Below are 21,998 nucleotides of genomic sequence, written 5' to 3' on the forward strand. Positions count from 1 at the left end.
CAAAATTCAACCACGAAAGGTCAACAGCCCGATTTACAATGTAAATCGGGCTGTTGTTTATCAAGCGCTGATCTTACTGGACACTTCATCCACCAGATAAAGAATGGATTGATAAGGAATACCACTGTGGTGTGAAAGGCCGATTTCACAGGTCAGGCTATGACTGAAGCCGCGTTTACAATCCGGCGGTATCTGACTTTTCAACGGTTGTAATGCGGCCTGATTCAATTCTGGTGTGGTGAAGCCTTTGTCGCCGGCCCAGCCACAACACTGAATATGTTCCGGGACGATGACCTCACGGGCACAGGCCTGAGCCAGTTTTAACATCACATCTTCCAATCCCATTTTTCGGGCGCTACAGGTGATGTGGAGCATAATTGTTTCTTCGGTTGGGGTAATGGTCAGTAATTCCAACAGGTAGCGACTGACAAACTCAGCCGGTTCGTAGAGTGGTATCGTAGAACTCAATTCAGTTTTCAGCCGCTGCACACACGGGCTGGTGTCCATCAAAACCGGATAGCGACCCTGTTCAGAGGCATCGAGTAAAGCCTGCTCTAACTGATGAGCTTTGTGTTGGGCGTGTGGCGTCATTCCTTTACTGTCATAGGGCATCCCGCAGCACTGTTCGTTTAAATGGTCGGGGATGATGATTTCAAATCCTGCTTTATTCAGCAACCGACGGGTGACTTCAGTGAGAGAGCGTTGATCCTCGCCTTGTGGCGTGGTTCCCATCGCTCGACTGGCACAGGACGGGAAATAGACAACTTTATTGTTCGCTGGCGTGTCACGGTATTTGGCGATGGCATCACGATTTGGTGTCGGGATTTCTGGTAACCACTTCGGTATTGGTACATGGTGACGTAATCGTTGATTCCAGTGCTGCATTCGTTTCGCACCAAGCAGACGTGTTGCCGATGCGTTCAGTTTTAGTCCGGTTCTGGCAAGTTGTGTTGTGGCGGTGAAATGGTTCGTGGTCCACCGGGCAATTGAATCATAGCGGCTGTATTTCTCGGTTCTCAGCTGCTTCACCAAATCACCGGTATTAATGCCAACCGGACAACGCGTCGCACATAAGCCTGTGGCGGCACATGTATCGATCCCCTGATATTCAAAGGTTTGTTCTAGCGCCTGAATCTCGGCGCTGTCTTCAAGCGTTCGGCGGTGCTGTAATTCCCGGTACAGAACAATCCGTTGCCGCGGGGAAAGTGTCAGTGTTCGCGACGGGCAGACAGCCTCGCAAAAACCGCATTCAATGCAGCGATCAACCAATGGGTTGGCTGGTGGCATGGGTTTGAGATGTTGGACATGTGCCTGCGGATCCGCATTGATAATTACTCCGGGGTTCAGCCTGTCTGCGGGGTCAAATAATTTCTTTATCTGTTGCATCAGCGCGTAACCTGATTTTCCCCACTCCAGCTCAACATACGGCGCCATGTTTCTCCCGGTACCATGTTCCGCTTTCAGTGAGCCACCGTATTTCACCGCGACCAGTTGCGCGACATCATCCATAAACGCGCTATACCGTGCAATTTCTTCCGCTTGGTCAAACCCCTGTGTAAAGACAAAATGTAAGTTGCCTTCCAGTGCATGACCGAAAATAATCGCTTCATGATAATGATGTTTATTAAAAAGCGATTGCAACTCACGGACACCATCGGCCAGATATTCAATCGGAAAGGCAACATCTTCAATAATGACTGTGGTGCCGGTTTCCCGCACCGCACCAACCGCCGGGAAAAGTCCTTTCCGAATGCCCCACAGCGTTGTGACTGTCTGTTGATCCGAGGTAAATGGCACGGATTCCAGAATCGCATAAGTCGCGAGCTGTTGCATAATCTGTTCACATTGGGTCGTGAGTTGCTCTTCATTGTGGCTATGAGACTCAATGAGTAGTGCGGTCGCATGTTGATCCAGCGTGGCGATAAAATCCGGCATTCCCGGTTTATCCGCGATTGCCCGAAGTGAGCGGCCATCCATCATTTCCACAGCAGCCACAGGCGTTGTTTTGAGTGTTGTGACGGCCTGACTGGCTTGCTCGATATCGGGAAAGACCAATAGTGCTGAAGCTTTAAACGGATGTTCTGCCACGGTGTGATAGGTGATTTCAGCAATGAATCCCAGCGTTCCCTCGGAACCGATCATCAAATGCTTAATCACGTCAATCGGGTCGGTATAGTCAATCAGCGCGTTGAGCGCATAACCGGTGGTATTTTTCAGGCGGTATTTGTGTCGAATCAAATCGGTGAGCTGGTGATTTTGCCGTGTTTGTTCGCAGAGGGTTTGAATCCCGCTGATCAATGTTGGATTCTGCTGTTTGAAGATTTGAATACTCTCAGGGTTCGCGGTATTGAGCTCACTCCCGTCAGCAAAAATGATATGCATGTCAGCAATGGTCTGATACGAGTTCTGTGCGGTGCCGCAGCACATACCGCTGGCATTGTTGGCTGCGATGCCCCCGATCTTACATGCGTTGATTGATGCCGGATCCGGCCCGATTTTTCGTTGGTAGGGGGCCAGATAGCGATTTGCATCTGCACCAATCACACCGGGTTGTAACTTGATCTTATGGCCCTGCTCTGAAATCTGATAGTTGCGCCAGTCATCGGTCAGGGTAACCAGCACTGAGTCTGAAACAGCCTGTCCGGACAGGCTGGTACCGGCCGCCCGAAATGTCAGATGAATATTGAGTTCATAGCAAATGCGCAGGGTGAATTTGACTTCATCGACATCTTTCAGCCGGAGTACAACTTGTGGAATTAAACGGTAAAAACTGGCATCAGTGCCGTAGGCTAAGCGTTGTTCCGACTGCGTGATAATACATTCAGGCGCAAGCTGAGAGGATAAACGAGTTATGAGCTGTTGGTACGGCGCAGAAATTTCTGAGGACTGACATTGCATGATGCTACCTATTTGACTTTTTATAATGGGATTCATGAACGATCAATATAGCGGCTTTTCGATGTCTTGATCTGTTGTTTGTTGCACAGTTTATTTTTCAGGTCAGGGAAATGTTTGATTTCTTACACAATTAGTACGAACTATTGACCTGAAATTTGAAATCTTTTCCATGTGATTTATTACACTGGCCTCACTGAATTTAATGTGTGAACGCTCAGTCGTTCAAAAAACAGGAGAGAAGTTATGTCTAAACTATCAAACCCGATTGCCATGATGCTACTGACAACTGCAATTGCTTTTGGTCTGACGGCATGTAACGACGATAACGCAGCCACTGAAAAAACCACGATGGGCAGTGAGCAAACAGATTCTGCAACGATGGATGCGGGTCAAGTACCTGTTGATCCAGCGACAATGGACGGTGTTCAGACAATGGATAATGATGGTCATGGCACACATGATCAAAACGCACCGAAAACGGATCAAGAGATGATGGGAGAAGCGCCTGAAATGAGTCAGGGTGTGGTCGGCGATACACCTGATGCCGGTAGTCATCAACATCAAGATAAATAACAACGTCTGACCGGTTGTTAATCCTGCCATCGGCTCCTGCGTGTATACGTGGGAGCCGATGGCATTTTAGTGTTGTGGCTAACTATTATAGCGATTCTGAATGCGATAAAGGTGCACCAGACTGGTTAGTTTGATTAATGGTTTGATCAAGAGCTGAGCACTGCCGGCGATAAATAGCCAAGTCCCGCTTTCAACTAATGAATCGTTTAAGAAGAAGAAACTGCCGATCAGAAACCAGATCGCAATGAGTAGATCATTGAAGGCACTCAATGCCTCATAACGTTGCTGAATGACCAGATGTTCGCCACCGATATTGATGTCCAGTTTTGCCTTTGTTGTATTCGTCACTATGCCTCCATTGTGCATTGATTGAGCTGACTGAAACAATCTGAATTGATCAGGTGTATATGTGGATTGTCAGGGTAACATCTTCACAACAAAAACAAACACTCTTCCTGCAGAATTGTGGTTTACTTTTCATCACTTCTGGCGTCTGCCTTCCTTGAACTTATACGAAAGTCCATACAAACTCCCGTGCTAACAAACGATGAGACTTTACACATTGTGCGCATGTCACTACGATGCAGTCGTATGAACAATACTGATCATTTGCGCTTGATTAGACATGATTCGCTTGTGGGACTCGGTCGGTGATAAAAGCTCTGGGCAACGATAGCCAATCACTGAAAGTAGGAAAACAAAATAGGAAGACATAGTATGACGCCATATCCATCCGATCACATTGTACAGTTAGCGCTCGAATCTACGGGGATCGTGATTGAGTTAGTCGCGGTTATCGTGGGGCGGGATTTGCTGGTGACCATCCACGGTGGTGATGCCGCACATATTGGTGCTGTGGCACTGGCGCAACCGCGGGCAAGCTTGCAAGATGCATCAAAGGTGAGTGCCTCGACGTCGGTGCTGTGTGTGTTAGGCCACAAAGAAGATCTGCTTGCACACCGTACAGCCCAGATGATTGCTTCTGCACTTAATTGTGTTGTTTCGGTCAGTTGTGGGATTCATATCGATCAGGCCAAGTCAGCGCATCTCACGCAGATTGCTGACATGGTGGATACCTTGGTCCATCAACTGATTGATCGTTTGCGAGTCTGATTGAAAAACAATTGATTGGTCGATTTTTATAAAAGATAATTTTTATTGCGATGGCTTTTATGCTAGTAAACACCGTATAAAATTATTTAGTTAGTGTTTTTAACTGCCTCTCTCCGTTTTATTAATGAAAAATGCCTGTTTCCCCGTTTGATAAAAATTATTAATCGTTAAGACTATGATTTTTCATTTTATCTTTTGATGAGTTAGCGCGATATTCGCCGCGAAAAATTCCGATTCCTGTTGTTCTATCTGATTTCGAGGCTATTCAGTTGGAGACTTCCCCTATTGCTACTCAGCGCATTGCGGTGCCTGTGATCGCTTTGGCGCTATATGCGATTGCGTCCGGTTACCTTATGAGCCTGATTCCACTTGTTTTGACTTATTATGAGCTTGATGCATCGCTTGCGAGCTGGCTTGCCAGTGTTTTTTATGCCGGTCTCTTGCTAGGCGCGGTGATGATGGAACCTTTTGTAAACCGTTGCGGGCATCGGCTGGCATTTATCTGGTGTTTGGTGATTTTGCTACTTTCTATTGTGGTATTGCCATTACTGCCTTATACCGCGATCTGGCTTGCCGCACGTTTTGTGGCCGGGGTTGCGGTTGCCGGTGTCTTTGTAGTGGTTGAATCCTGGCTGTTACATGGTGATGCGTCTCGACGTGCAAAGCGTTTAGGCATTTACATGGTGGCCTTATACGGTGGCACTGCAATTGGTCAGTTCGGCATTGGTTTGGGGGTCTCTGGTGTGATCCCATTTACGGTCATTATTGTGTTGTTGATACTGGCTTCTGTGGTTTTGATTTATGGCGACATGGATCAGCCGCCCGTACAACAAGCGACAAGTTTATCCTGGAAACAGATGACCAAGCTTAGCCACGCCGCATTGATCGGGTGTCTGGTGTCTGGCCTGATGCTGGGGGCCATTTATGGTTTGATGCCGGTTGAGCTTGCGAATCGCGGTATTCCGACGACCCATCTTGGTAGCTTACTCGCATTGGTTATCCTCGGTGCAATGGCCGTGCAACCGATCATTCCCTGGTTGTCAAAATTTCTGGGGCGTAAACTCTTGATGGCCATGTTTTGTCTGGTTGGTGCAGGTGCATCGGTTTTACCGGTTCTTTATTCTGGAATGGGTACGTTGGTACTTGGGTTATTCCTGCTCGGTGTTGCAACGTTTGCGCTCTATCCGATTGCGATCAATCTCGGATGTGACAAGTTAGACGCGACCTACATTGTGTCAGCAACACAGGTGATGCTGTTTAGTTACAGTGTGGGTTCGGTATTGGGACCGCTCATGGCGAACTGGTTTATACAAGGCAATCAGGGGCTGCTGGGCTATTTATTTGTGATTTCACTCAGTACTTGCTTCTATATGCTGATTTCCAGTATCAAAACCAAGCGTCAGTGGGTTGCTCGCGGCTGATACTTTTTTCACAATGCGATCATACAAAAGCACTGACAAATCGTCGGTGCTTTTGACGTTTGGGGGAGTGTTTAACGGCTGACGGATAATGTATTCAGAATACGCAACAATTGTTGATGATCCGCTGCTGAGATCCGACCCAGAAACTGCATATCAAGTGATTGAACGACTGCCATGGAATCATGGTAAAGCTGTTCACCTTCGGTCGTTAAATAGACAAAGCGGCGTCTTTTATCTTGCGTACCATGCTGTCGGTTAATCAGCCCCCGTTTTTCCATTCTGCCCAATAGTTCTGCCAGTGTTGCTTTGGTGGTAATGGCGGCCTCCACCAGATCAACCTGCTCAATTCCCGGAGATTGGGCAATCGCATGCAAAACCGAAAACTGTGGTTTTGTCACATGGGGTAATGCTTCTTGCCAATAGGATGTATGTTCTTGAAATAGTTTCCGCATTAAGTGAAATACAGCTGAATCTAATGGTTGAGTCATTTGTTCAGGTTATCCTTGGTCTTAATGAAAGAGGGGCGCAATGTGACACAAAATATGGTCATGCAAAATATCCATTCATTACGTATTTTGTTAATTATATACCCAAGTTGCTGCAAGGGAACTGAGGTATCACTGATTTGAAATTTTAATATTGCTTTTTATGTATATAAGATTTAGTTTAACCACATTGTTCGTGTACGAACAATGTGGTTAAACTAAAATTCTGAGGGTGTATGAGGCTAATTGTTGGAATGACAGGTGCTACCGGGGCACCTTTGGCTGTCACGCTGTTGCAAGCTTTACAGCAAATTCCGGATGTAGAAACACATTTTGTGATGTCGCGTTGGGCAAAAACGACGATTGAACTCGAAACGTCGATGACAGCCAGAGACGTTAGTCTTCTGGCCGACGCCACGTACCATTCTGCGGATCAGGCGGCGGCGATTTCATCCGGATCATTCCGAACAGACGGTATGATCATTATTCCTTGTAGCATGAAGACCTTGGCTGGTATCCGAACCGGATATGCTGAGGGTTTAATTGGACGGGCTGCTGATGTGATCTTAAAAGAACAACGTCGATTGGTGCTTGTGCCCCGTGAAATGCCGCTCAATCCGATCCACTTAGAGAATATGCTCGCGCTTGCCAGAATGGGCGTCTCGATGGTGCCCCCCATGCCTGCGTGGTACAACCGACCTGAGTCTGTCGAAGATATTAAACAGCATATTGTCACGAGAGTGCTGGACCAGTTTGGTCTGGATGCACCGTTTGCGAAACGCTGGCAAGGTCTTTCTCAAACAACCAATAGACATGATGAGGAATCGTGAATGATTTTTGATGATTTAAGAAGTTATTTAAATGCGTTAGAAGAGCAAGGCCAGTTGTTGAGAATTACCGAGCAGGTGAAGGCGGAACCAGATATTGGCGCTGCGGCCAATGCAGCCGGAAGAATTGGTGACGGTGCTCCGGCACTTTGGTTTGATAATATCGAGGGATTTACCGACGCCAGAGTGGCGATGAATACGGTTGGATCGTGGCCAAATCACGCGATATCAATTGGGTTACCATCCAATACACCGGTGAAAAAACAGATCGATGAATTTATTCGCCGTTGGGATAATTTCCCGGTGGCGCCTGTGTATCGGGACAACCCGCCTTGGGCTGAAAATACGGTTGATGGTGAAGCGATCAATCTGTTTGATATTCTGCCGCTTTTCCGGCTCAACGATGGGGATGGCGGATTCTATCTCGATAAGGCGTGTACAGTTTCTCGGGATCCGACGGATCCAGACAACTTTGACAAGCAGAATGTCGGAGTTTATCGGCTGGAAGTCAAAGGTAAAAGAAAGTTGGGTTTGCAGCCGATTCCGATGCATGACATTGCGATTCATCTGCATAAAGCAGAGGAGAGGGGCGAGGATCTGCCAGTGGCGATTGTGCTCGGTAATGATCCAATCATCACACTGATGGGGGCAACACCACTTAAATATGATCAGTCTGAATACGATATGGCAGGGGCGCTCAGAGAAGCACCGTATCCGATTGTAAAAGCACCGTTGACCGGATTTGATGTGCCTTGGGGATCTGAAGTCGTGCTCGAAGGGGTTATTGAGTGTGGTGTCCGTGAGATTGAAGGGCCATTCGGTGAGTTTACCGGACATTATTCCGGTGGTCGGAGAATGGCCGTTGTCAGAATTGATAAGGTTTCTTACCGGACCAATCCCATTTTCGAATGTTTATATCTCGGAATGCCGTGGACAGAGGTTGATTATTTGATTGGGCCTGCAACTTGTGTCCCCTTGTATCAGCAACTCAAAGCTGAGTTTCCTGAAGTCCAAGCGGTCAATGCCATGTACACACATGGTTTACTGGTGATTATCTCGACGAAGAAACGTTTCGGAGGTTTTGCCAGAGCGGTCGGGATGCGTGCCATGACCACACCGCATGGTCTTGGCTACGTCAAAATGGTCATTATGGTCGATGAAGATGTGGATCCTTTCGATTTAAAACAAGTGATGTGGGCGATGTCATCGAAAGTGAATCCGGCAGGTGACTTGGTTCAACTGAATAACATGTCGGTCCTTGAACTGGATCCCGGCTCATCACCGGCAGGGATGACGGATAAATTGATTATCGATGCGACAACACCGGTCGCTCCGGATAATCGAGGAAACTACGGTATGCCTGTCAAAGATCTGCCTGAGACGAAAGAATGGGTATCTAAATTAACTCGTATGATTGATGAAGCAAAGGAAGGTAAACAATGATTTGTCCACGCTGTGCCCATAAAGAGATAATGACACTTGCTCTGTCGCCAGTTCCTGATGTATGGACGGTCTATCAATGCCAACAATGCCTCTATACTTGGCGTTCAACAGAACCGCTTCGACGGATAAGCCGCGAGCATTTTCCTGATGCGTTTAAAATGACGCAGGCAGATATCGATAACGCACTGCTATTGCCAGAAATCCCCCCATTACTCCCTGTGAATGAACAATAAATCATAGGGAAGGGAAAGTATCAAAGAGAGCACTGCAACTGGGGTGGCTCTCTTGTGTTTTTTGTTGAATCGTCATGATCGAATCATTCATGTTCAGAGTTGTATATTCTATCTGGCGTGCTGTTTCGTGTGTACACAAAGGACAAATAGCGTATATTTTATAGAAATTAAGTTTTGAATTTTATGATATATTTTTTTATTTATATATCAATAGGTAATATTCAACATGCGTTCCTTATGGAAGGTTAAGGTTAAATATAATTTATATCGTCACTACGCCAAGTGAGATTATTTGTTTTTATAGCATTTAATCTGATACGTTTTATATCACATTAAATAAGCTATTTATTGAATTAAATGTATTTAATTAGTATGTAATTACTTGGCACTAGTCATATATTCTAATTTTTGTGGGTTACATATATTTCATGGCGTGGCATAGTTAACAAAATCGCTTAATATAAAAATGTTGGCGTATAATTTTTAAGTGGTTTCTGTTATTCAGTTGTTCTCATTTAGTTTTGCGAAGTCAGACATCTATGTATGCGTGAGTAAATCAATTGACAGTTACCTCTGTCATACAATATTTAACACTAACTAACAAGGTTGGAAAAATATGGAGATGAAAAAAATAATTGGGATTTCAGCGGCTTTTTTGCTTAGTTCGATGAGCTTAAATGCCGTTGCTGGTTCTGTATATGTGAATTTTAATGCCGAATATCAAGAAATTGATGGATTTGGCGGCATGAATGCCCCCGGGTGGATTAATGATTTAACATCAGCACAAGCGACCGCTGCATTTGGGAATGGCGATGGTCAAATGGGTTTATCCATCATGCGTATGCGAATCGATCCTGATTCAAACCAATGGTACAGACAAGTACCGACCGCTCAAATTGCTCATTCTTATGGTGCCAAACTATTGGCAACACCTTGGTCTCCACCGGCTTATATGAAGACCAATAACAACGTCAATAATGGCGGTAAACTGAAGAAAGAACATTATTGGGGATATACCAACCATTTAATGGATTTTACCCATTATATGGCCGGTAAAAATGCACCAATTTATGCGTTATCTATCCAAAATGAACCAGACTGGCACCCAGATTATGAGTCTTGTGACTGGTCCGGTGCAGATTTTGTCAATTATTTGAATGATCAAGGATGGCGTCTGGACTCTTCGCTTAAAATCTTAGCGCCTGAATCATTAGGTTTTAATCCTGCCCTTTCTGATCCAATTTTAAATAATTCTGTAGCTAGTAGCCATGTCGATATTATCGGCGGTCACTTGTATGGTGTGAAACCCAAAAATTATCCGCTTGCATTGCAAAAAGGTAAAAAACTTTGGATGACAGAGCACTATACCGATAATGAAGATGGAAATAACTGGAATAAAGCCATGGATGTTGGTTTAGAGCTGCATCAAAGTATGGTTGCGAATTATAGCGCTTATATCTGGTGGTATGTTCGCCGTAGTTATGGCTTGTTAAGTGAGAATGGTAACATCAGTAAACGTGGTTATGTGATGTCACAATACTCAAAATTCATTCGTCCGGGTGATGTCCGTATTGCAGCAACTGAAGTCCCAGAGAGTAATGTCTATGTGACGGCTTATAAAAACCGCTCCGGCAAACTGGTTGTTGCAGTTGTCAACCGAAGCAACTCTCATAAGGAACTGAAATTTACGCTGCAAAACGGCACTGTTGGTTCAATGACAAAATATGTGACATCAGCGTCTAAGAACGTCAGTTATGGCGGCAAATACGCAGTGAGTAACAATCGCTTTACGGCTTACGCAGACCCTTGGTCAGTGATGACATTTGTTTCTGAGTAATTGATGTCGGTAAAGGTGAATCCCCCTTCACCTTTTACCTTTCAAATGAACCTTGAGTACCATCTTGAACAAAATGGTGGCTCAAGGTTCATTTCATGATGACGGGAGCTTGTTTATTGGCTTATTTTGTTCTCTCACGTGTTTTTAAGGTGTGAGCTTGATGATCACCTGAGCTCATGAGGTAAGGGTGAGCCCACACAAAACCAGTAAACAGATATTGGACAATAGACCGAGTAAGAAGAAATAGGAACGCGGACTCGGGTTGGTTTCTGTAGCAATCGCATAATAGAGCACCATATGTACAATTCTTGCTCCGGCAAAAACCCAGATAAAAATCCCGGTCCAAAATACATTTGTTCCCATGAGAATGGCTAAAAATGATGTCCCCAACATGATTGGGAGATTTTCCAGCGAGTTCATAAAAGTACGGTGGGATCTGAACACAAATGAGTCGTGACTGAGTGATTCGTCAATTTTCCCGGGAACAGCTCCTGGCTGAGAGCCTTTCGATACAGATGCCACAAGACTTTGAATCAGCCATGTGATAAGCATCGTAAAAATACCCCAGTAAGATGTTGTATATAAATCTATAGCCGTCATACCTTTTCCTCGTTATATTGCCCAACGGTTAAACCCATCTCTTGTCCATAGCTTGTCTATATAAAACCTCAAGCGAAGTTGAAGCCAATCATTATTTTAAGCTAAAAAAAGCGTCGTGCGTTGAGTGATGTGTTTGCTACTCGCTATCCAGCGTTTTGATAAGTTTAGCCGGTATGCCACCCACTAAGGTGTCCGGTGCCACATCTTTGGTCACCACTGCGCCTGCTGCGACAACCGAGCGTGCACCGATGGTGACACCTTGGCAAATCACGGCATTTCCCCCGATCCAGACATCATCTTCGACGACGATTGGTAAACACTGAAATTCCCAATTCTTGCGTTTTCGATAATCCAATGAATGGGCCGGTGTATAAAATTGGACACTTGGGCCAATTAGAACATCATTGCCGATAGTGATCGGTGCATTATCTAGCATGGTGACACCCATGTTGATGTAGGTATTGTTACCGATAGAAATGCTTTTTCCATATTCACAGAGGAATGGCGGACATACGACCGTATTGTTTCCCACATGCTTGAATAATTGGACAACGTAAGGTTTGGCCGCTTCAAATTGACGTGAATTGATTTCTTTCAGTAACTCAAATGCTGCATTTCTCAACTCAGCAAACTCGGAACTGGTTGCGTCAAATTCCAAACCTAAGCCCATTTTCTCAAATTCACTCATATTCTCATTACCATTTTAGTATGTGTGTCTTACTTACATGACTTTAAAATATCAGTGATTGCACAACAACGATGTGTATGCGCTCTCACTTTCATTGGCCTCAGCAAACATCGTCAGAAACGTGGTCAAATAAGCATGCCATTCAAATGTGACTTACTCATGCCAACTCACGTCTGACGAGGGTATCCGGTGATTTGGGTGAAGATATTTTTCCATTGAGAAATTGATGAGGGACTCGCCGTTGCGTTGTACTTCATTCTTCTTGACCACAGCAAAGCCACGACGGTCGAAGAAAGGTTTAGCGATAAGCGATGCCTCAACGTATAAGCGTTCGATACCGGCTTCTGTCGCTTTTGCAAGCAAGTGTTCATAAAGTGAAGTGGCAACCCCGATTCCCTGAAAATCTGGATGTGTATAGGTGCAATCAATATGGCCATCACTATCAAGCTCGATAAAACCGGCAACTCGGTTGTCGATGATTGCCACGAATGGCTGCTTGTGACTGAGCCGCTCAGCCCACAACTGATAGTTAATCGGTGTTGGAGCCCAAGCTTCCTTTTGTTCGGGTGTATACACCGAAGGGTCAATGGCATGTACCGACTGATAAAACAAGTCAGCAATCTCTCGGGCCCATTCTGGTGAGTAGGTTTGTATTTTTATCGTTTCTTTCATTAATCAATTCAATTTGTTATGGAGAATAATGATTGTAAAAAATAGTAGACTTGCTCACAAAAATATTTTGTATCCAAGAGTGAATAGTCCGTTGCATTGAATTATTTTTTATGCACTCCTACACTACACAAAAGGTTTAACTAAGATGCAGTACCAATGTCAAGATATGATGTCGATATTGAAGAAACGCAATATCAGCCGGGGTCTGGAAACTCAGTTCTTTTAAACAAGCTGGGAATTGTAGATGCTGAGGAGATGAATGAGGTTGAGACCTATCTTCTCGTTAAACTATACGAAAAACTATTCTCAAAAACAGTGATTGATGATGAATTCAGTTTCCAAACTATCATGAATTGGCATCGACAATGGCTTGGTAATGTGTACTCTTGGGCTGGAAAAATCAGAAATGTTAGAATGTGGAAGGATGACTTCGAGTTTACGGTACCACGCCAAATTAGCCCAATGATTGATGATTTTGAGTCAAAATATCTATCGCAAATACAATATGTTGATAAAATGACGACAGAAGAACTCATTGCATTTATTGCGGAAAGTCACGTCGAATTTATCCTGATTCACCCCTTCAGAGAAGGTAATGGTAGAATTAGCCGATTGCTTATCGATTATATGAGTCAAGAAGCGGGATATGGACTCCTTGACTACAGCTTATGGGATCAAAATAAAGACTTCTATATCGCTTCTATACAGGCAGGATTGAGTGGCGATTACCAATATACAGCAAGGTTAGTCAAAGGAGTTTTAGCTAGCGAGTGTTAAATGTGCGTGCTTTTTCTTATTAGATTTAAGCTTTCGCTCAATGGTTTTTATGGAGTCGCCAGTTTCAATCGCAGTCGAACTCGCAACAGAACGATAGATCATCTTTTGAGTGACTTTTCTTTTCTCAGCTTTCATGCTTTTCCATTTTACATTTATTTATCGACACCGTTAAACACTATATCAGGGCTATAAAATGATCAATGTATAAAGCCTAAATTATATCGTAAATGACGGGGTTTGCCCTTTTGGCCAAAATGAGTCACATTGAATTGAAAACCGACGCGAGTCATCACTTCAAACGATGACTAACCCCACTTGAACAATCGATTATGTCCGCAGCCATTTGTACATGATGTAGCTATCAACAAATCCTAATTGAGCGTGCTGATAGGCTTTCGGAATGGTTCCTATGATCGTAAAACCGAGCTTCTGCCATAGCCTGACCGCGATTTCATTGGTTGACACGACACTGTTGAACTGCATGGCGTTAAAGCCAAATTCAAGCGCTTTCTGTTGTGAATGTTCACACATTTGACGCGCGATCCCCTTACCTCTGGCTGCACTTGAGACCATATAACCGCAGTTACAAATGTGACGACTCGGCCCTAATGCATTGGGCTTGATGTAATAAGTCCCCAGCACAACATCGTTTTCAATGTAAGCATAGGCTTGCAGTGGGGTTTCACACCAGAGCACGAATGCTTCTGCTAACGTCATATTCGGATCGAATGCGTAAGTTTCCTGCGCCTGAATTACCGAAGAAAATGTTGGCCAAAACGACTCAAACTCCGATTTTGTGATTTCTCTGATCATGACCATAACTCCTAACATATAACGAGCGATATAGACGACTTTATTTGCAGTTCTGCCGTATGAATTTGTGATCGGTCTATTTGGAACTAGATTGATATCCTACTGATTTATTTGGGATAAAGCATGCATTTTTTGATGGGCTACGGGTTGGTTGAGACAGCACGAGAAAGGGAGCGGGGTAAAGCGCAATTTACCCCGACTCATATGCTGCTTACTTACGCATTGCGTTGAGTTTGGCTTGGGCAATCCCAAAGATCGAATTGATCGGATAACTACCGTCTTCAGTTGCAGTGCCGGCGGGTTTGCCAGTGAAGATTTCGATCGCTTCGGTGACATGGTCTATCGCCCAGATATGGAACTCCTGCTTCTCAATGGCATTGACAATATCATTGCGTAACATCAGGTTATGTACATTGGAGCGGGGAATGATGACCCCCTGTTGCGGGTGACGGCCTTTGATCGCACATACATCGAAGAATCCTTCAATTTTCTCATTCACTCCGCCAATCGGCTGCGATTCGCCAAACTGATTCATTGAGCCGGTAATCGCAATATCTTGCCGGTTGGGTTGTTTTGAAAAAGCCGAAAGGATGGCGCAGAACTCCGCCATACTGGCACTGTCACCATCAACACCGCCATAGGATTGTTCAAACGTCAGTGTTGTGGTGAGCGGAAGTTTAGCATTCTTACCCAGAACCGAATGGAGGTATGCGGTGAGGATCATCACGCCTTTTGAGTGAATACTGCCACCGAGATCAACACTCCGTTCGATATCAATGATGTCGCCATCACCGTAACAGGTGGTTGCCGTAATGCGATTCGGCACGCCAAACATATGATCGGTGGTGCTGAGTACCGACAGCGCGTTCACCTGGCCGATCGCATGTCCTTCCGTCTGCATCAACGTGGTGCCGTTGAGAAATCCTTCCATCACATTATGCTGGATACGATTAACCCGTAGTTCCTGATTGTGCAGTGCCGCATCAACATGCCCCTGACGAATCATATTCGAGTTGGCTTGCTTGGCCACATAGTTTGATTCGCGGAGTAGATTTGCGATATGTGCTGAGTGTAGTGACAGTTTATTTTGATCTCCGGCGATGCGGGAGCTGTGTTCAATGATGCGCCCCATCGCTTTGCGATCACAATGGAGTAGGTTGTTGTCGTGCACGAAGCTGGAGATAAATCGTGCATATTGTAGTTCTGAGTCTGCGTTGCGAGGCATCTCATCCTCAAAATCAGCGGTGACCCGGAAGAGTTCACCGAACTCAGGATCATAATTCGTCAGTAGTTGGTAAGTCCGGTAATCCCCGAACAGAATGATTTTTACATTCAGTGGAATGGGTTCGGGATCCAGTGAAATCGCACCACTTAACGTGACTTCTCTCTCCAGCGACGTCATGCTGATCTGACGTGAACGCAGCGCGCGTTTCAGACCATCCCAGACGTAGGGCCGTTCCAACACCTTAATCGCATCCATAAGCAGAACCCCGCCATTGGCACGGTGTAAACTCCCTGAGCGAATCAGTGAAAAATCGGTGAATACAGTCCCTTTGTAGGTGGCGTTTTCGATATAGCCGAACAGCGAGTGATAATTCGGATTTTCTTCAACCACGATTGGAAAGCAGTCTTTCGGGTGGCTGACCAACACATTGACTTTGTAGCGACGTGGTAATTTTTTGTCCAACGCGGCTGCCGAGATCTCACCCTGTTCGCCACTTTCTTCCAGAAAGATATCGACATTGTCGATAATATCTTTGCGCAGATCTTCAAGATGGGTTTTGATTTCCGGGTAACCGGAATAATCCTTTTTAAGTTTTTTGATAAAGTGATTGAGCACTTCGCCGGTGACTTCATCATTGAGTTTTTTAATTTTTTCGTTGTAGCTTTCTTCCCACTCAGAGAGTTGGCGAACCATATTTCGCAGTTTGACTTCCAGTGCGTCAATGGTTTCTCCGAAATAAGTCTGTTCCTCTTTGGTTAATGCCTCAAATGTGGATTCGGTATGCATCTCATCGCCATTCATGGCGATAAACTGATAATCACCTTGTGGCGTGATGATCAGGCTGACGCCTTTTTCCTTCGCATCGTTGGTAATTTGCTCTAACTCGGTTTGTTGCTTGGCGGCGAGCTGGTTTTTGAGCTGTTCCGCACGGCCGATATACAACTCGTTATCGAATGCCAGTGGAATCGCACCCACCAGTTTTTCGAGCAACTTTTCGATATCCTGACGCAACTGATTGCCAAGCCCGAGTGGCAGTTTTAAAACTTTTGGCGTCCGACTTTCGGTAAAATTGGCTACGTAGCACCAATCAAACAGGGCATCCGGGTCGTGTTGATGGCGATTCAGATAGCGTAGCACCATCGTGCGTTTACCGAGTCCGTTTCTGCCGATGGCGTAAATATTGTATCCTTTCTCCTTGATCGACATGGCGAATTCAACTGCTTTTTGTGCCCGTTCTTGCCCGACGATCTCATCTATAGGGGGTAAATCTTTTGTGGACTTACTGGACAGATTTTCCAGCTTGGCAACATGATAAAGCTGATGTGTTTGTAGTCGTTCGATTGCCATGATTCCCTCACGCCTTTCCTTTTTTTATTCAGTGTAGATGTAATTGTTTGCATTTTTAGTGACTTAGCGCTGATTAGTATCTGATTGGACAAATAAGCAGCAGTTTATGATGAAATGTAACTGAATCATGAAATTATGGTGACCGGGAAAGAGTGCTTTGATAATCAGCATAGAGTCAGTAGACTAGCGTTCCTTTTCGCCCGACAGTATAAAGATGAGCGTAATTCGCCAGGCCGAATGCCATTTTTGTTTTATGCTGATGTCCCATGCTGATAGTCGGGTGCAATGTGTCGATGATGTTTGATTTTTTCTGACGAGAGAAGAGTTTTTATTTTTATGCAGAAAACTGTAAATGTTCCGCAATCGCTGGGTCGCCAGCTTTTCAAAATGACCTGGCCTATGGTCTTTGGCGTACTTTCTCTGATGGGATTCCAGTTGGTTGACAGTATTTTTATCGCGCAACTGGGTGTGTTGCCACTGGCTGCCCAAGGGTTCACATTGCCGATGCAAATGGTCATCATTGGTTTGCAGGTCGGGCTGGGTATCGCGACCACATCTGTGATTGCCCGCGTTCTCGGGGCCGGCAAGTTGCAGGATGCAAAACAGCTGGGTGGCCTGATCCTGACAATTGGTAGTATCAGTGTGGCAGTGTTGACGGTGCTGATCTATCTGCTCCGCCATCCGATTCTGGCATTACTGGGCGCGACACCGGAAGTATTTCCCATTATCGACCAATATTGGATTGTCTGGCTGATCAGTGCCTGGACCGGTGCAACGTTGTACTTCTTGTATAGTATCTGTCGTGCCAATGGTAATACGATCCTCCCCGGGACAATGATGATGGTGACCAGTTTGGTCAACTTGATTCTGGATCCGATTTTTATTTTCTCGTTCGATTTGGGGATCAATGGTGCAGCGTTGGCAACAATCTGTGCGTTTGGGATTGGTATTGCGGTGGTTGCGGTGAAAGTCTTGTCCCGCCATTGGATGTCGTTTCAATGGGAAGGGTTGGATATCCGGGCCAGTGTGAAGTCGATTTTGCAGGTGATGGGGCCAGCAACCGTGAGTCAGCTACTTCCGCCTGTTTCTTCGATGATGGCAACCCACATTCTGGCGTCATTCGGCAACGAACCCGTTGCTGCGTGGGCGGTGGGGTCACGGTTTGAGTTTTTCTCGCTGGTGGCTGTATTGGCGCTTACGATGGCAATGCCGCCAATGGTTGCCAGAATGCTTGGTGAGCGAAAAATTACTGAGATTCGCCATCTGGTCGGTATCGCGGTGAGGTTCGTGCTGATTTTTCAGACGGTATTTGCGGTATTGGTCTTTTTTCTGGCGAGTTCGATTGTGATGTGGATGGCTGATGTTACGATGATCCAACAATTACTCCGGTGGCATCTGATCTTTGTTCCGATCAGTCTTGGCCCGCTGGGAATTTGTATGTTGATGGTATCGATCCAAAATGCATTGGCAAAATCATACACCGCGTTGGTGATCTCTGCGTTGCGGCTATTTGTCTTCTTCCTTCCTTGTTTGTGGATCGGTGCGCAGATAGCGGAACTGAAAGGGATCTATCTCGGTTCGATGATCGGTAACATCTTGGCGGGTCTGTGTGCTTGGTTGATCTATCGGAGAACGATACGGCAGATCGAACAAACGGTCTCGTCTGACTGAGGTCTTTTTGGCTAAGATTGACGATTCGCGATGCAATGGTTCGCAATGATCATAAAAATCCCGCTTACAAGCGGGATTTTTATTCACAGCGTTATGCTTGAATCAAGCCGGGAGGGGATAAACGCTGACTGCCTTAAGCGCGATCCGCTTTTGCTTTGCGACGCGCTTCAACCGCAGCTGAGAGTTGACGTAGCACTTGCTCCGTATCCTGCCAGCCGATACATGCATCAGTAATCGACTGACCATAAGTCAGGGCTTGTCCATCGACTAAATCTTGGCGTCCTTCAACCAGATGCGATTCAATCATCACACCGAAGATTTGATCTTCGCCATTGGCAAGTTGTGCTGAAACGTCTTCAGCCACCACCATTTGGCGCTGATACTGCTTACTGCTATTCGCATGGCTGAAGTCAACCATGACCTTTTGCGGCAGATCGGTTTCGGTCAGTTTATCTTTGACGTCCTGAATATGTTTGGCACTGTAATTCGGCTCTTTACCACCACGTAAAATGATGTGGCAATCTGGGTTTCCGGCGGTTTCAACAATCGCGGAATGACCAAATTTAGTCACAGAAAGGAAGTGGTGAGATGCACGTGCCGAGCGAATCGCATCCGCTGCAATTTTGATGTTACCATCGGTGCCGTTTTTAAACCCGACCGGGCACGATAGACCAGAGGCTAACTCACGGTGAACCTGTGATTCTGTGGTTCTCGCCCCGATTGCGCCCCAGCTGATCAGATCAGCGATATATTGTGGGGTGATCATGTCCAAAAACTCACTGGCAGTCGGCATGCCCAGATTGGTCAGCTCTAGCAACAGTTTACGTCCGATTTTCAGACCTTCATTGATCTTATAGGTATCATTCATGTACGGGTCATTGATGAGACCTTTCCAGCCAACGGTTGTCCGTGGTTTTTCAAAGTAGACGCGCATGACAATTTCCAGATTGTCACTTAACTCATCACGCATTTTTTTCAGTTGCTTGCCATATTCAATTGCGGCCTCAGGATCATGGATAGAGCATGGCCCGATAATCACAAGGAGACGGTCATCTTTGTCATTCAGAATATTATGAATGGCTTTACGCGCATTAAATGTTGTTGAAGAAGCAACGTCAGTTGCCGGAAATTTCTCAAGAATGGCTACCGGCGGGAGTAATTCTTTAATTCGTTTTATTTTTACATCATCAGTCTGAAACATTCGGTTCTTCTTCCTCTCTTATCACGACACATCTATCAAGGGGGCGGCGCCCTCAGATGTTTTAACTTACGTAAGGTATCGGGTTCAATATTATGTTGCAATCATTTTTTTTATATAAATGCAATATTAAACCTATCTTTACATTAAATGTTTATTGTAAAAAATAGTGTACACTTGCGTTTGAAGGGGTGTCGTAGAAAGGTATAAATTGTATCCAATCTCTCATTGTGACTGAAATGCGATGAAGGGTTTCTATTATTTATCGATTGCGTACTCACAAATAATCCGTGATCTATCATACACTATGGATCACGAAAACATGTAGATCACGAAATAGTGCAAAGGTATCTCCCATGAATGAACAATTTTCTCGTTGGCTGGCAAGAGACCCAGATCGGACAACACAAGATGAATTACAAGCATTGATTGATGCCGGGAATCAGGAAGAACTGCAAGATCGGTTTAACGGTCGTTTAGCGTTTGGGACGGCCGGTCTGCGTGGCAAAGTAGGCTGTGGCCCCAACCGGATGAACCGCCTGGTCATTCAGGAGACGGCAACCGGATTAGGCAACTATCTGATTCAGCAGGTCGATCAGGCCAAAGAACGAGGCGTCGTCATTGGGCATGACGGTCGTTTGGATTCGAGAGATTTTGCATACGATACTGCATCAGTGCTCACCGCATTGGGGATTAAAGTATACCTCACTGATCAAGTCGCTCCGACACCGGTGGTTGCTTATGGCATTCGTCAACTGAATACGGCCGCCGGAGTGGTGGTGACCGCCAGTCATAACCCGCCGGAATATAATGGATTTAAAGTGTACTGGGAAAACGGTGCACAAATTATTCCCCCACATGATCAAGGGATCGCACAGGCAATTGAGCAGGCGTCTCAGCAGCCACTGAACACGATGTGTCTGACCGAAGCTGAAGCAGAGCAGCGGCTCGTATGGTTGAGTGATGACTACTATGAGGCCTATCGGCTGGCGGTCCATCAGCATCCATTATTACAATCGGGTGCTCAGGAAAACAGTGGCAATGACATTGCCATTGCCTATACCGCGATGCATGGTGTTGGCGCGCCTTATGCTGAAGCATTGCTACAGGAGGCCGGATTCACACAGGTTCATAGTGTTGCCCAGCAGCGTGAACCCGATGGTCGCTTCCCGACGGTGAAGTTTCCGAATCCCGAAGAACCGGGGGCAATGGATCTTGTGATTGGATTGGCAGAGCAAGTCGGGGCCGATCTGGCTTGTGCCAATGACCCGGATGCAGATCGTTTTGCGGTTGCAGCGCGTCAGGCTTCAGGTGAATTTCGGATGTTGACCGGAGATCAGGTCGGTAGCTTGTTAGGCGATTATTTGTTAGAGAAAGGACACACGCAACAAGCACTGGTCGGTAATACCATTGTTTCTTCCAGTTTACTGGAGAAGATCGCTGATCATTATGGTGCCACTTATTTCAAAACCCTGACGGGATTTAAATGGCTGACAAATGTTGCCATGCAGCAACAGCGTGAAGACCTGCCGTTCTTATTTGCGTATGAAGAAGCGCTGGGTTACACCATCGGTACACAAGTGTGGGATAAAGACGGATTATCAACACTGCTGGCATTTGTACAGATGTGTACGGCACTCAAACGTGATGGACAAACGGTCTGGGATCGGCTTGAAGCGATTTATCGTCGGCACGGTCTGTATGTGACGGCCCAGAAAAGTATCGCTTTATCACCAGAGACGCCACCAATCGGAGATGCATTGCGAGCCGATCCGCCGCAGACGATTGCCGGACGACAAGTGATGGTGACGGAAGATTATAAGACATCGCAACGTCATTTGGCTGACGGACAGACTGAATCGATTGATTTACCGGTGAGTGATGTGTTGGTGTATCAATTGGATGGCGGTGCCAGAGTGATTGTCCGCCCTTCCGGTACGGAGCCGAAACTTAAATGTTATTACGAGCTGGCGACTGATATTGCCGCAGAAGAAGCGTTTCAGGATGCACAGCAGCGTGCCGATGAACAATTAAGTATGCTGATTGCCGAACATCAGATCCATCTGCAATAACACATTTGATCTGATATGTAACACAACCAACCAGAGCAGCATTCGCTGCTCTTTTTTATTGGTGACTCTCTGTACCGCGATTCGGTTGTGATCACGGAGTATCAG

The 21,998-nt window shown here is 45.7% G+C and carries 19 protein-coding genes; 10 read left to right on the forward strand and 9 right to left on the reverse strand.

Annotation, left to right across the window (positions count from 1 at the left end; all coding sequences use genetic code 11):
* Window positions 1–60 precede the first annotated feature (60 nt).
* Window positions 61–2,898 carry an FAD-binding and (Fe-S)-binding domain-containing protein gene (locus tag BSQ33_RS20350; protein WP_088135151.1) on the reverse strand — a complete coding sequence of 946 codons (2,838 nt, stop codon included), beginning with the start codon at window positions 2,896–2,898 and terminating at the stop codon, window positions 61–63.
* 243 nt (window positions 2,899–3,141) lie between these two features.
* Here BSQ33_RS20350 and BSQ33_RS20355 point away from each other — a divergent pair, with 243 nt between their 5' ends.
* The gene (locus BSQ33_RS20355; RefSeq protein WP_088135152.1) at window positions 3,142–3,471 is read left to right on the forward strand and encodes a hypothetical protein; all 330 of its coding nucleotides are present in this window, start codon (window positions 3,142–3,144) and stop codon (window positions 3,469–3,471) included.
* 78 nt (window positions 3,472–3,549) lie between these two features.
* Here the strand turns inward: BSQ33_RS20355 and BSQ33_RS20360 are convergent, their stop codons facing one another.
* The gene (locus BSQ33_RS20360; protein WP_232472003.1) at window positions 3,550–3,819 is read right to left on the reverse strand and encodes a YrhK family protein; all 270 of its coding nucleotides are present in this window, start codon (window positions 3,817–3,819) and stop codon (window positions 3,550–3,552) included.
* A 369-nt stretch (window positions 3,820–4,188) separates the two neighbouring features.
* On the opposite strand from BSQ33_RS20360, the gene BSQ33_RS20365 reads away from it, so the two are divergent.
* Both BSQ33_RS20365 and BSQ33_RS20370 read left to right on the forward strand, forming a co-directional pair.
* Window positions 4,189–4,584, forward strand: coding sequence for a hypothetical protein (locus BSQ33_RS20365; RefSeq protein WP_088135154.1), 396 nt, complete (start codon window positions 4,189–4,191; stop codon window positions 4,582–4,584).
* A 263-nt stretch (window positions 4,585–4,847) separates the two neighbouring features.
* Window positions 4,848–6,005, forward strand: coding sequence for an MFS transporter (locus BSQ33_RS20370; protein ID WP_420070646.1), 1,158 nt, complete (start codon window positions 4,848–4,850; stop codon window positions 6,003–6,005).
* Between the two features lie 71 nt (window positions 6,006–6,076).
* Here the strand turns inward: BSQ33_RS20370 and BSQ33_RS20375 are convergent, their stop codons facing one another.
* Entirely contained in the window at window positions 6,077–6,493 is a 417-nt protein-coding gene (locus BSQ33_RS20375) for a MarR family winged helix-turn-helix transcriptional regulator (RefSeq protein WP_088135156.1), read from the reverse strand.
* Window positions 6,494–6,726: 233 nt separating this feature from the next.
* Between BSQ33_RS20375 and BSQ33_RS20380 the strand changes: the two genes are divergently transcribed.
* The 4 genes from BSQ33_RS20380 to BSQ33_RS20395 all read left to right on the forward strand — a co-directional run bounded on the left by BSQ33_RS20380 (window position 6,727) and on the right by BSQ33_RS20395 (window position 10,830).
* A complete protein-coding gene (locus tag BSQ33_RS20380) occupies window positions 6,727–7,320 on the forward strand; it encodes a non-oxidative hydroxyarylic acid decarboxylases subunit B (RefSeq protein ID WP_088135157.1) in 594 nt (197 codons plus the stop codon).
* Window positions 7,321–8,760: a non-oxidative hydroxyarylic acid decarboxylases subunit C gene (locus BSQ33_RS20385; RefSeq protein WP_088135158.1), complete on the forward strand. Its 1,440-nt coding sequence runs from the start codon at window positions 7,321–7,323 to the stop codon at window positions 8,758–8,760. It begins immediately after the preceding gene.
* On the forward strand, window positions 8,757–8,993 hold the full coding sequence (locus tag BSQ33_RS20390; RefSeq protein ID WP_088135159.1) for a non-oxidative hydroxyarylic acid decarboxylases subunit D: 237 nt from the start codon (window positions 8,757–8,759) through the stop codon (window positions 8,991–8,993). Before BSQ33_RS20385 ends, BSQ33_RS20390 begins: the two co-directional genes overlap by 4 nt.
* Before the next feature lie 622 nt (window positions 8,994–9,615).
* A complete protein-coding gene (locus BSQ33_RS20395) occupies window positions 9,616–10,830 on the forward strand; it encodes a glycoside hydrolase family 30 beta sandwich domain-containing protein (protein WP_198298205.1) in 1,215 nt (404 codons plus the stop codon).
* 174 nt (window positions 10,831–11,004) lie between these two features.
* Here the strand turns inward: BSQ33_RS20395 and BSQ33_RS20400 are convergent, their stop codons facing one another.
* From BSQ33_RS20400 to BSQ33_RS20410, 3 genes are all read right to left on the reverse strand, one after another.
* A complete protein-coding gene (locus BSQ33_RS20400; protein ID WP_088135160.1) occupies window positions 11,005–11,430 on the reverse strand; it encodes an MAPEG family protein in 426 nt (141 codons plus the stop codon).
* A gap of 136 nt (window positions 11,431–11,566) precedes the next feature.
* Window positions 11,567–12,118 (reverse strand): sugar O-acetyltransferase, encoded by a 552-nt coding sequence (locus BSQ33_RS20405; protein WP_088135161.1) that lies wholly within the window; start codon window positions 12,116–12,118, stop codon window positions 11,567–11,569.
* A 153-nt stretch (window positions 12,119–12,271) separates the two neighbouring features.
* Window positions 12,272–12,790, reverse strand: a complete 519-nt coding sequence (locus BSQ33_RS20410; protein WP_232472004.1) for a GNAT family N-acetyltransferase — start codon at window positions 12,788–12,790, stop codon at window positions 12,272–12,274.
* A gap of 156 nt (window positions 12,791–12,946) precedes the next feature.
* Between BSQ33_RS20410 and BSQ33_RS20415 the strand changes: the two genes are divergently transcribed.
* On the forward strand, window positions 12,947–13,567 hold the full coding sequence (locus BSQ33_RS20415) for a Fic/DOC family protein (protein ID WP_088135162.1): 621 nt from the start codon (window positions 12,947–12,949) through the stop codon (window positions 13,565–13,567).
* A 327-nt stretch (window positions 13,568–13,894) separates the two neighbouring features.
* Here BSQ33_RS20415 and BSQ33_RS20420 read toward each other — a convergent pair whose 3' ends face one another.
* On the reverse strand, window positions 13,895–14,380 hold the full coding sequence (locus BSQ33_RS20420) for a GNAT family N-acetyltransferase (protein WP_088135163.1): 486 nt from the start codon (window positions 14,378–14,380) through the stop codon (window positions 13,895–13,897).
* Window positions 14,381–14,591: 211 nt separating this feature from the next.
* Window positions 14,592–16,952, reverse strand: a complete 2,361-nt coding sequence (locus tag BSQ33_RS20425; protein WP_088135164.1) for a Lon protease family protein — start codon at window positions 16,950–16,952, stop codon at window positions 14,592–14,594.
* Window positions 16,953–17,288: 336 nt separating this feature from the next.
* On the opposite strand from BSQ33_RS20425, the gene BSQ33_RS20430 reads away from it, so the two are divergent.
* Entirely contained in the window at window positions 17,289–18,623 is a 1,335-nt protein-coding gene (locus BSQ33_RS20430; protein WP_088135165.1) for an MATE family efflux transporter, read from the forward strand.
* A 133-nt stretch (window positions 18,624–18,756) separates the two neighbouring features.
* Here BSQ33_RS20430 and aroG read toward each other — a convergent pair whose 3' ends face one another.
* Window positions 18,757–19,824, reverse strand: a complete 1,068-nt coding sequence (aroG, locus tag BSQ33_RS20435; RefSeq protein ID WP_088135166.1) for a 3-deoxy-7-phosphoheptulonate synthase AroG — start codon at window positions 19,822–19,824, stop codon at window positions 18,757–18,759.
* A 353-nt stretch (window positions 19,825–20,177) separates the two neighbouring features.
* Here aroG and BSQ33_RS20440 point away from each other — a divergent pair, with 353 nt between their 5' ends.
* A complete protein-coding gene (locus BSQ33_RS20440; RefSeq protein ID WP_088135167.1) occupies window positions 20,178–21,893 on the forward strand; it encodes a phospho-sugar mutase in 1,716 nt (571 codons plus the stop codon).
* The last annotated feature ends 105 nt before the right edge of the window (window positions 21,894–21,998 follow it).

This window comes from Vibrio gazogenes, from assembly GCF_002196515.1.
GTDB classification, from domain to species: Bacteria; Pseudomonadota; Gammaproteobacteria; order Enterobacterales; family Vibrionaceae; genus Vibrio; species Vibrio gazogenes_A.

What these genes read in the sequence shown, in the direction of transcription:
- BSQ33_RS20350 (WP_088135151.1), bottom strand. Translation starts at nt 2,898, where the DNA reads ATGCAATGTCAGTCCTCAGAAATTTCTGCGCCGTACCAACAGCTCATA.
- BSQ33_RS20355 (WP_088135152.1), top strand. Translation starts at nt 3,142, where the DNA reads ATGTCTAAACTATCAAACCCGATTGCCATGATGCTACTGACAACTGCA.
- BSQ33_RS20365 (WP_088135154.1), top strand. Translation starts at nt 4,189, where the DNA reads ATGACGCCATATCCATCCGATCACATTGTACAGTTAGCGCTCGAATCT.
- BSQ33_RS20375 (WP_088135156.1), bottom strand. Translation starts at nt 6,493, where the DNA reads ATGACTCAACCATTAGATTCAGCTGTATTTCACTTAATGCGGAAACTA.
- BSQ33_RS20380 (WP_088135157.1), top strand. Translation starts at nt 6,727, where the DNA reads ATGAGGCTAATTGTTGGAATGACAGGTGCTACCGGGGCACCTTTGGCT.
- BSQ33_RS20385 (WP_088135158.1), top strand. Translation starts at nt 7,321, where the DNA reads ATGATTTTTGATGATTTAAGAAGTTATTTAAATGCGTTAGAAGAGCAA.
- BSQ33_RS20390 (WP_088135159.1), top strand. Translation starts at nt 8,757, where the DNA reads ATGATTTGTCCACGCTGTGCCCATAAAGAGATAATGACACTTGCTCTG.
- BSQ33_RS20395 (WP_198298205.1), top strand. Translation starts at nt 9,616, where the DNA reads ATGAAAAAAATAATTGGGATTTCAGCGGCTTTTTTGCTTAGTTCGATG.
- BSQ33_RS20400 (WP_088135160.1), bottom strand. Translation starts at nt 11,430, where the DNA reads ATGACGGCTATAGATTTATATACAACATCTTACTGGGGTATTTTTACG.
- BSQ33_RS20405 (WP_088135161.1), bottom strand. Translation starts at nt 12,118, where the DNA reads ATGAGTGAATTTGAGAAAATGGGCTTAGGTTTGGAATTTGACGCAACC.
- BSQ33_RS20410 (WP_232472004.1), bottom strand. Translation starts at nt 12,790, where the DNA reads ATGAAAGAAACGATAAAAATACAAACCTACTCACCAGAATGGGCCCGA.
- BSQ33_RS20415 (WP_088135162.1), top strand. Translation starts at nt 12,947, where the DNA reads ATGTCAAGATATGATGTCGATATTGAAGAAACGCAATATCAGCCGGGG.
- BSQ33_RS20420 (WP_088135163.1), bottom strand. Translation starts at nt 14,380, where the DNA reads ATGATCAGAGAAATCACAAAATCGGAGTTTGAGTCGTTTTGGCCAACA.
- BSQ33_RS20425 (WP_088135164.1), bottom strand. Translation starts at nt 16,952, where the DNA reads ATGGCAATCGAACGACTACAAACACATCAGCTTTATCATGTTGCCAAG.
- BSQ33_RS20430 (WP_088135165.1), top strand. Translation starts at nt 17,289, where the DNA reads ATGCAGAAAACTGTAAATGTTCCGCAATCGCTGGGTCGCCAGCTTTTC.
- aroG (WP_088135166.1), bottom strand. Translation starts at nt 19,824, where the DNA reads ATGTTTCAGACTGATGATGTAAAAATAAAACGAATTAAAGAATTACTC.
- BSQ33_RS20440 (WP_088135167.1), top strand. Translation starts at nt 20,178, where the DNA reads ATGAATGAACAATTTTCTCGTTGGCTGGCAAGAGACCCAGATCGGACA.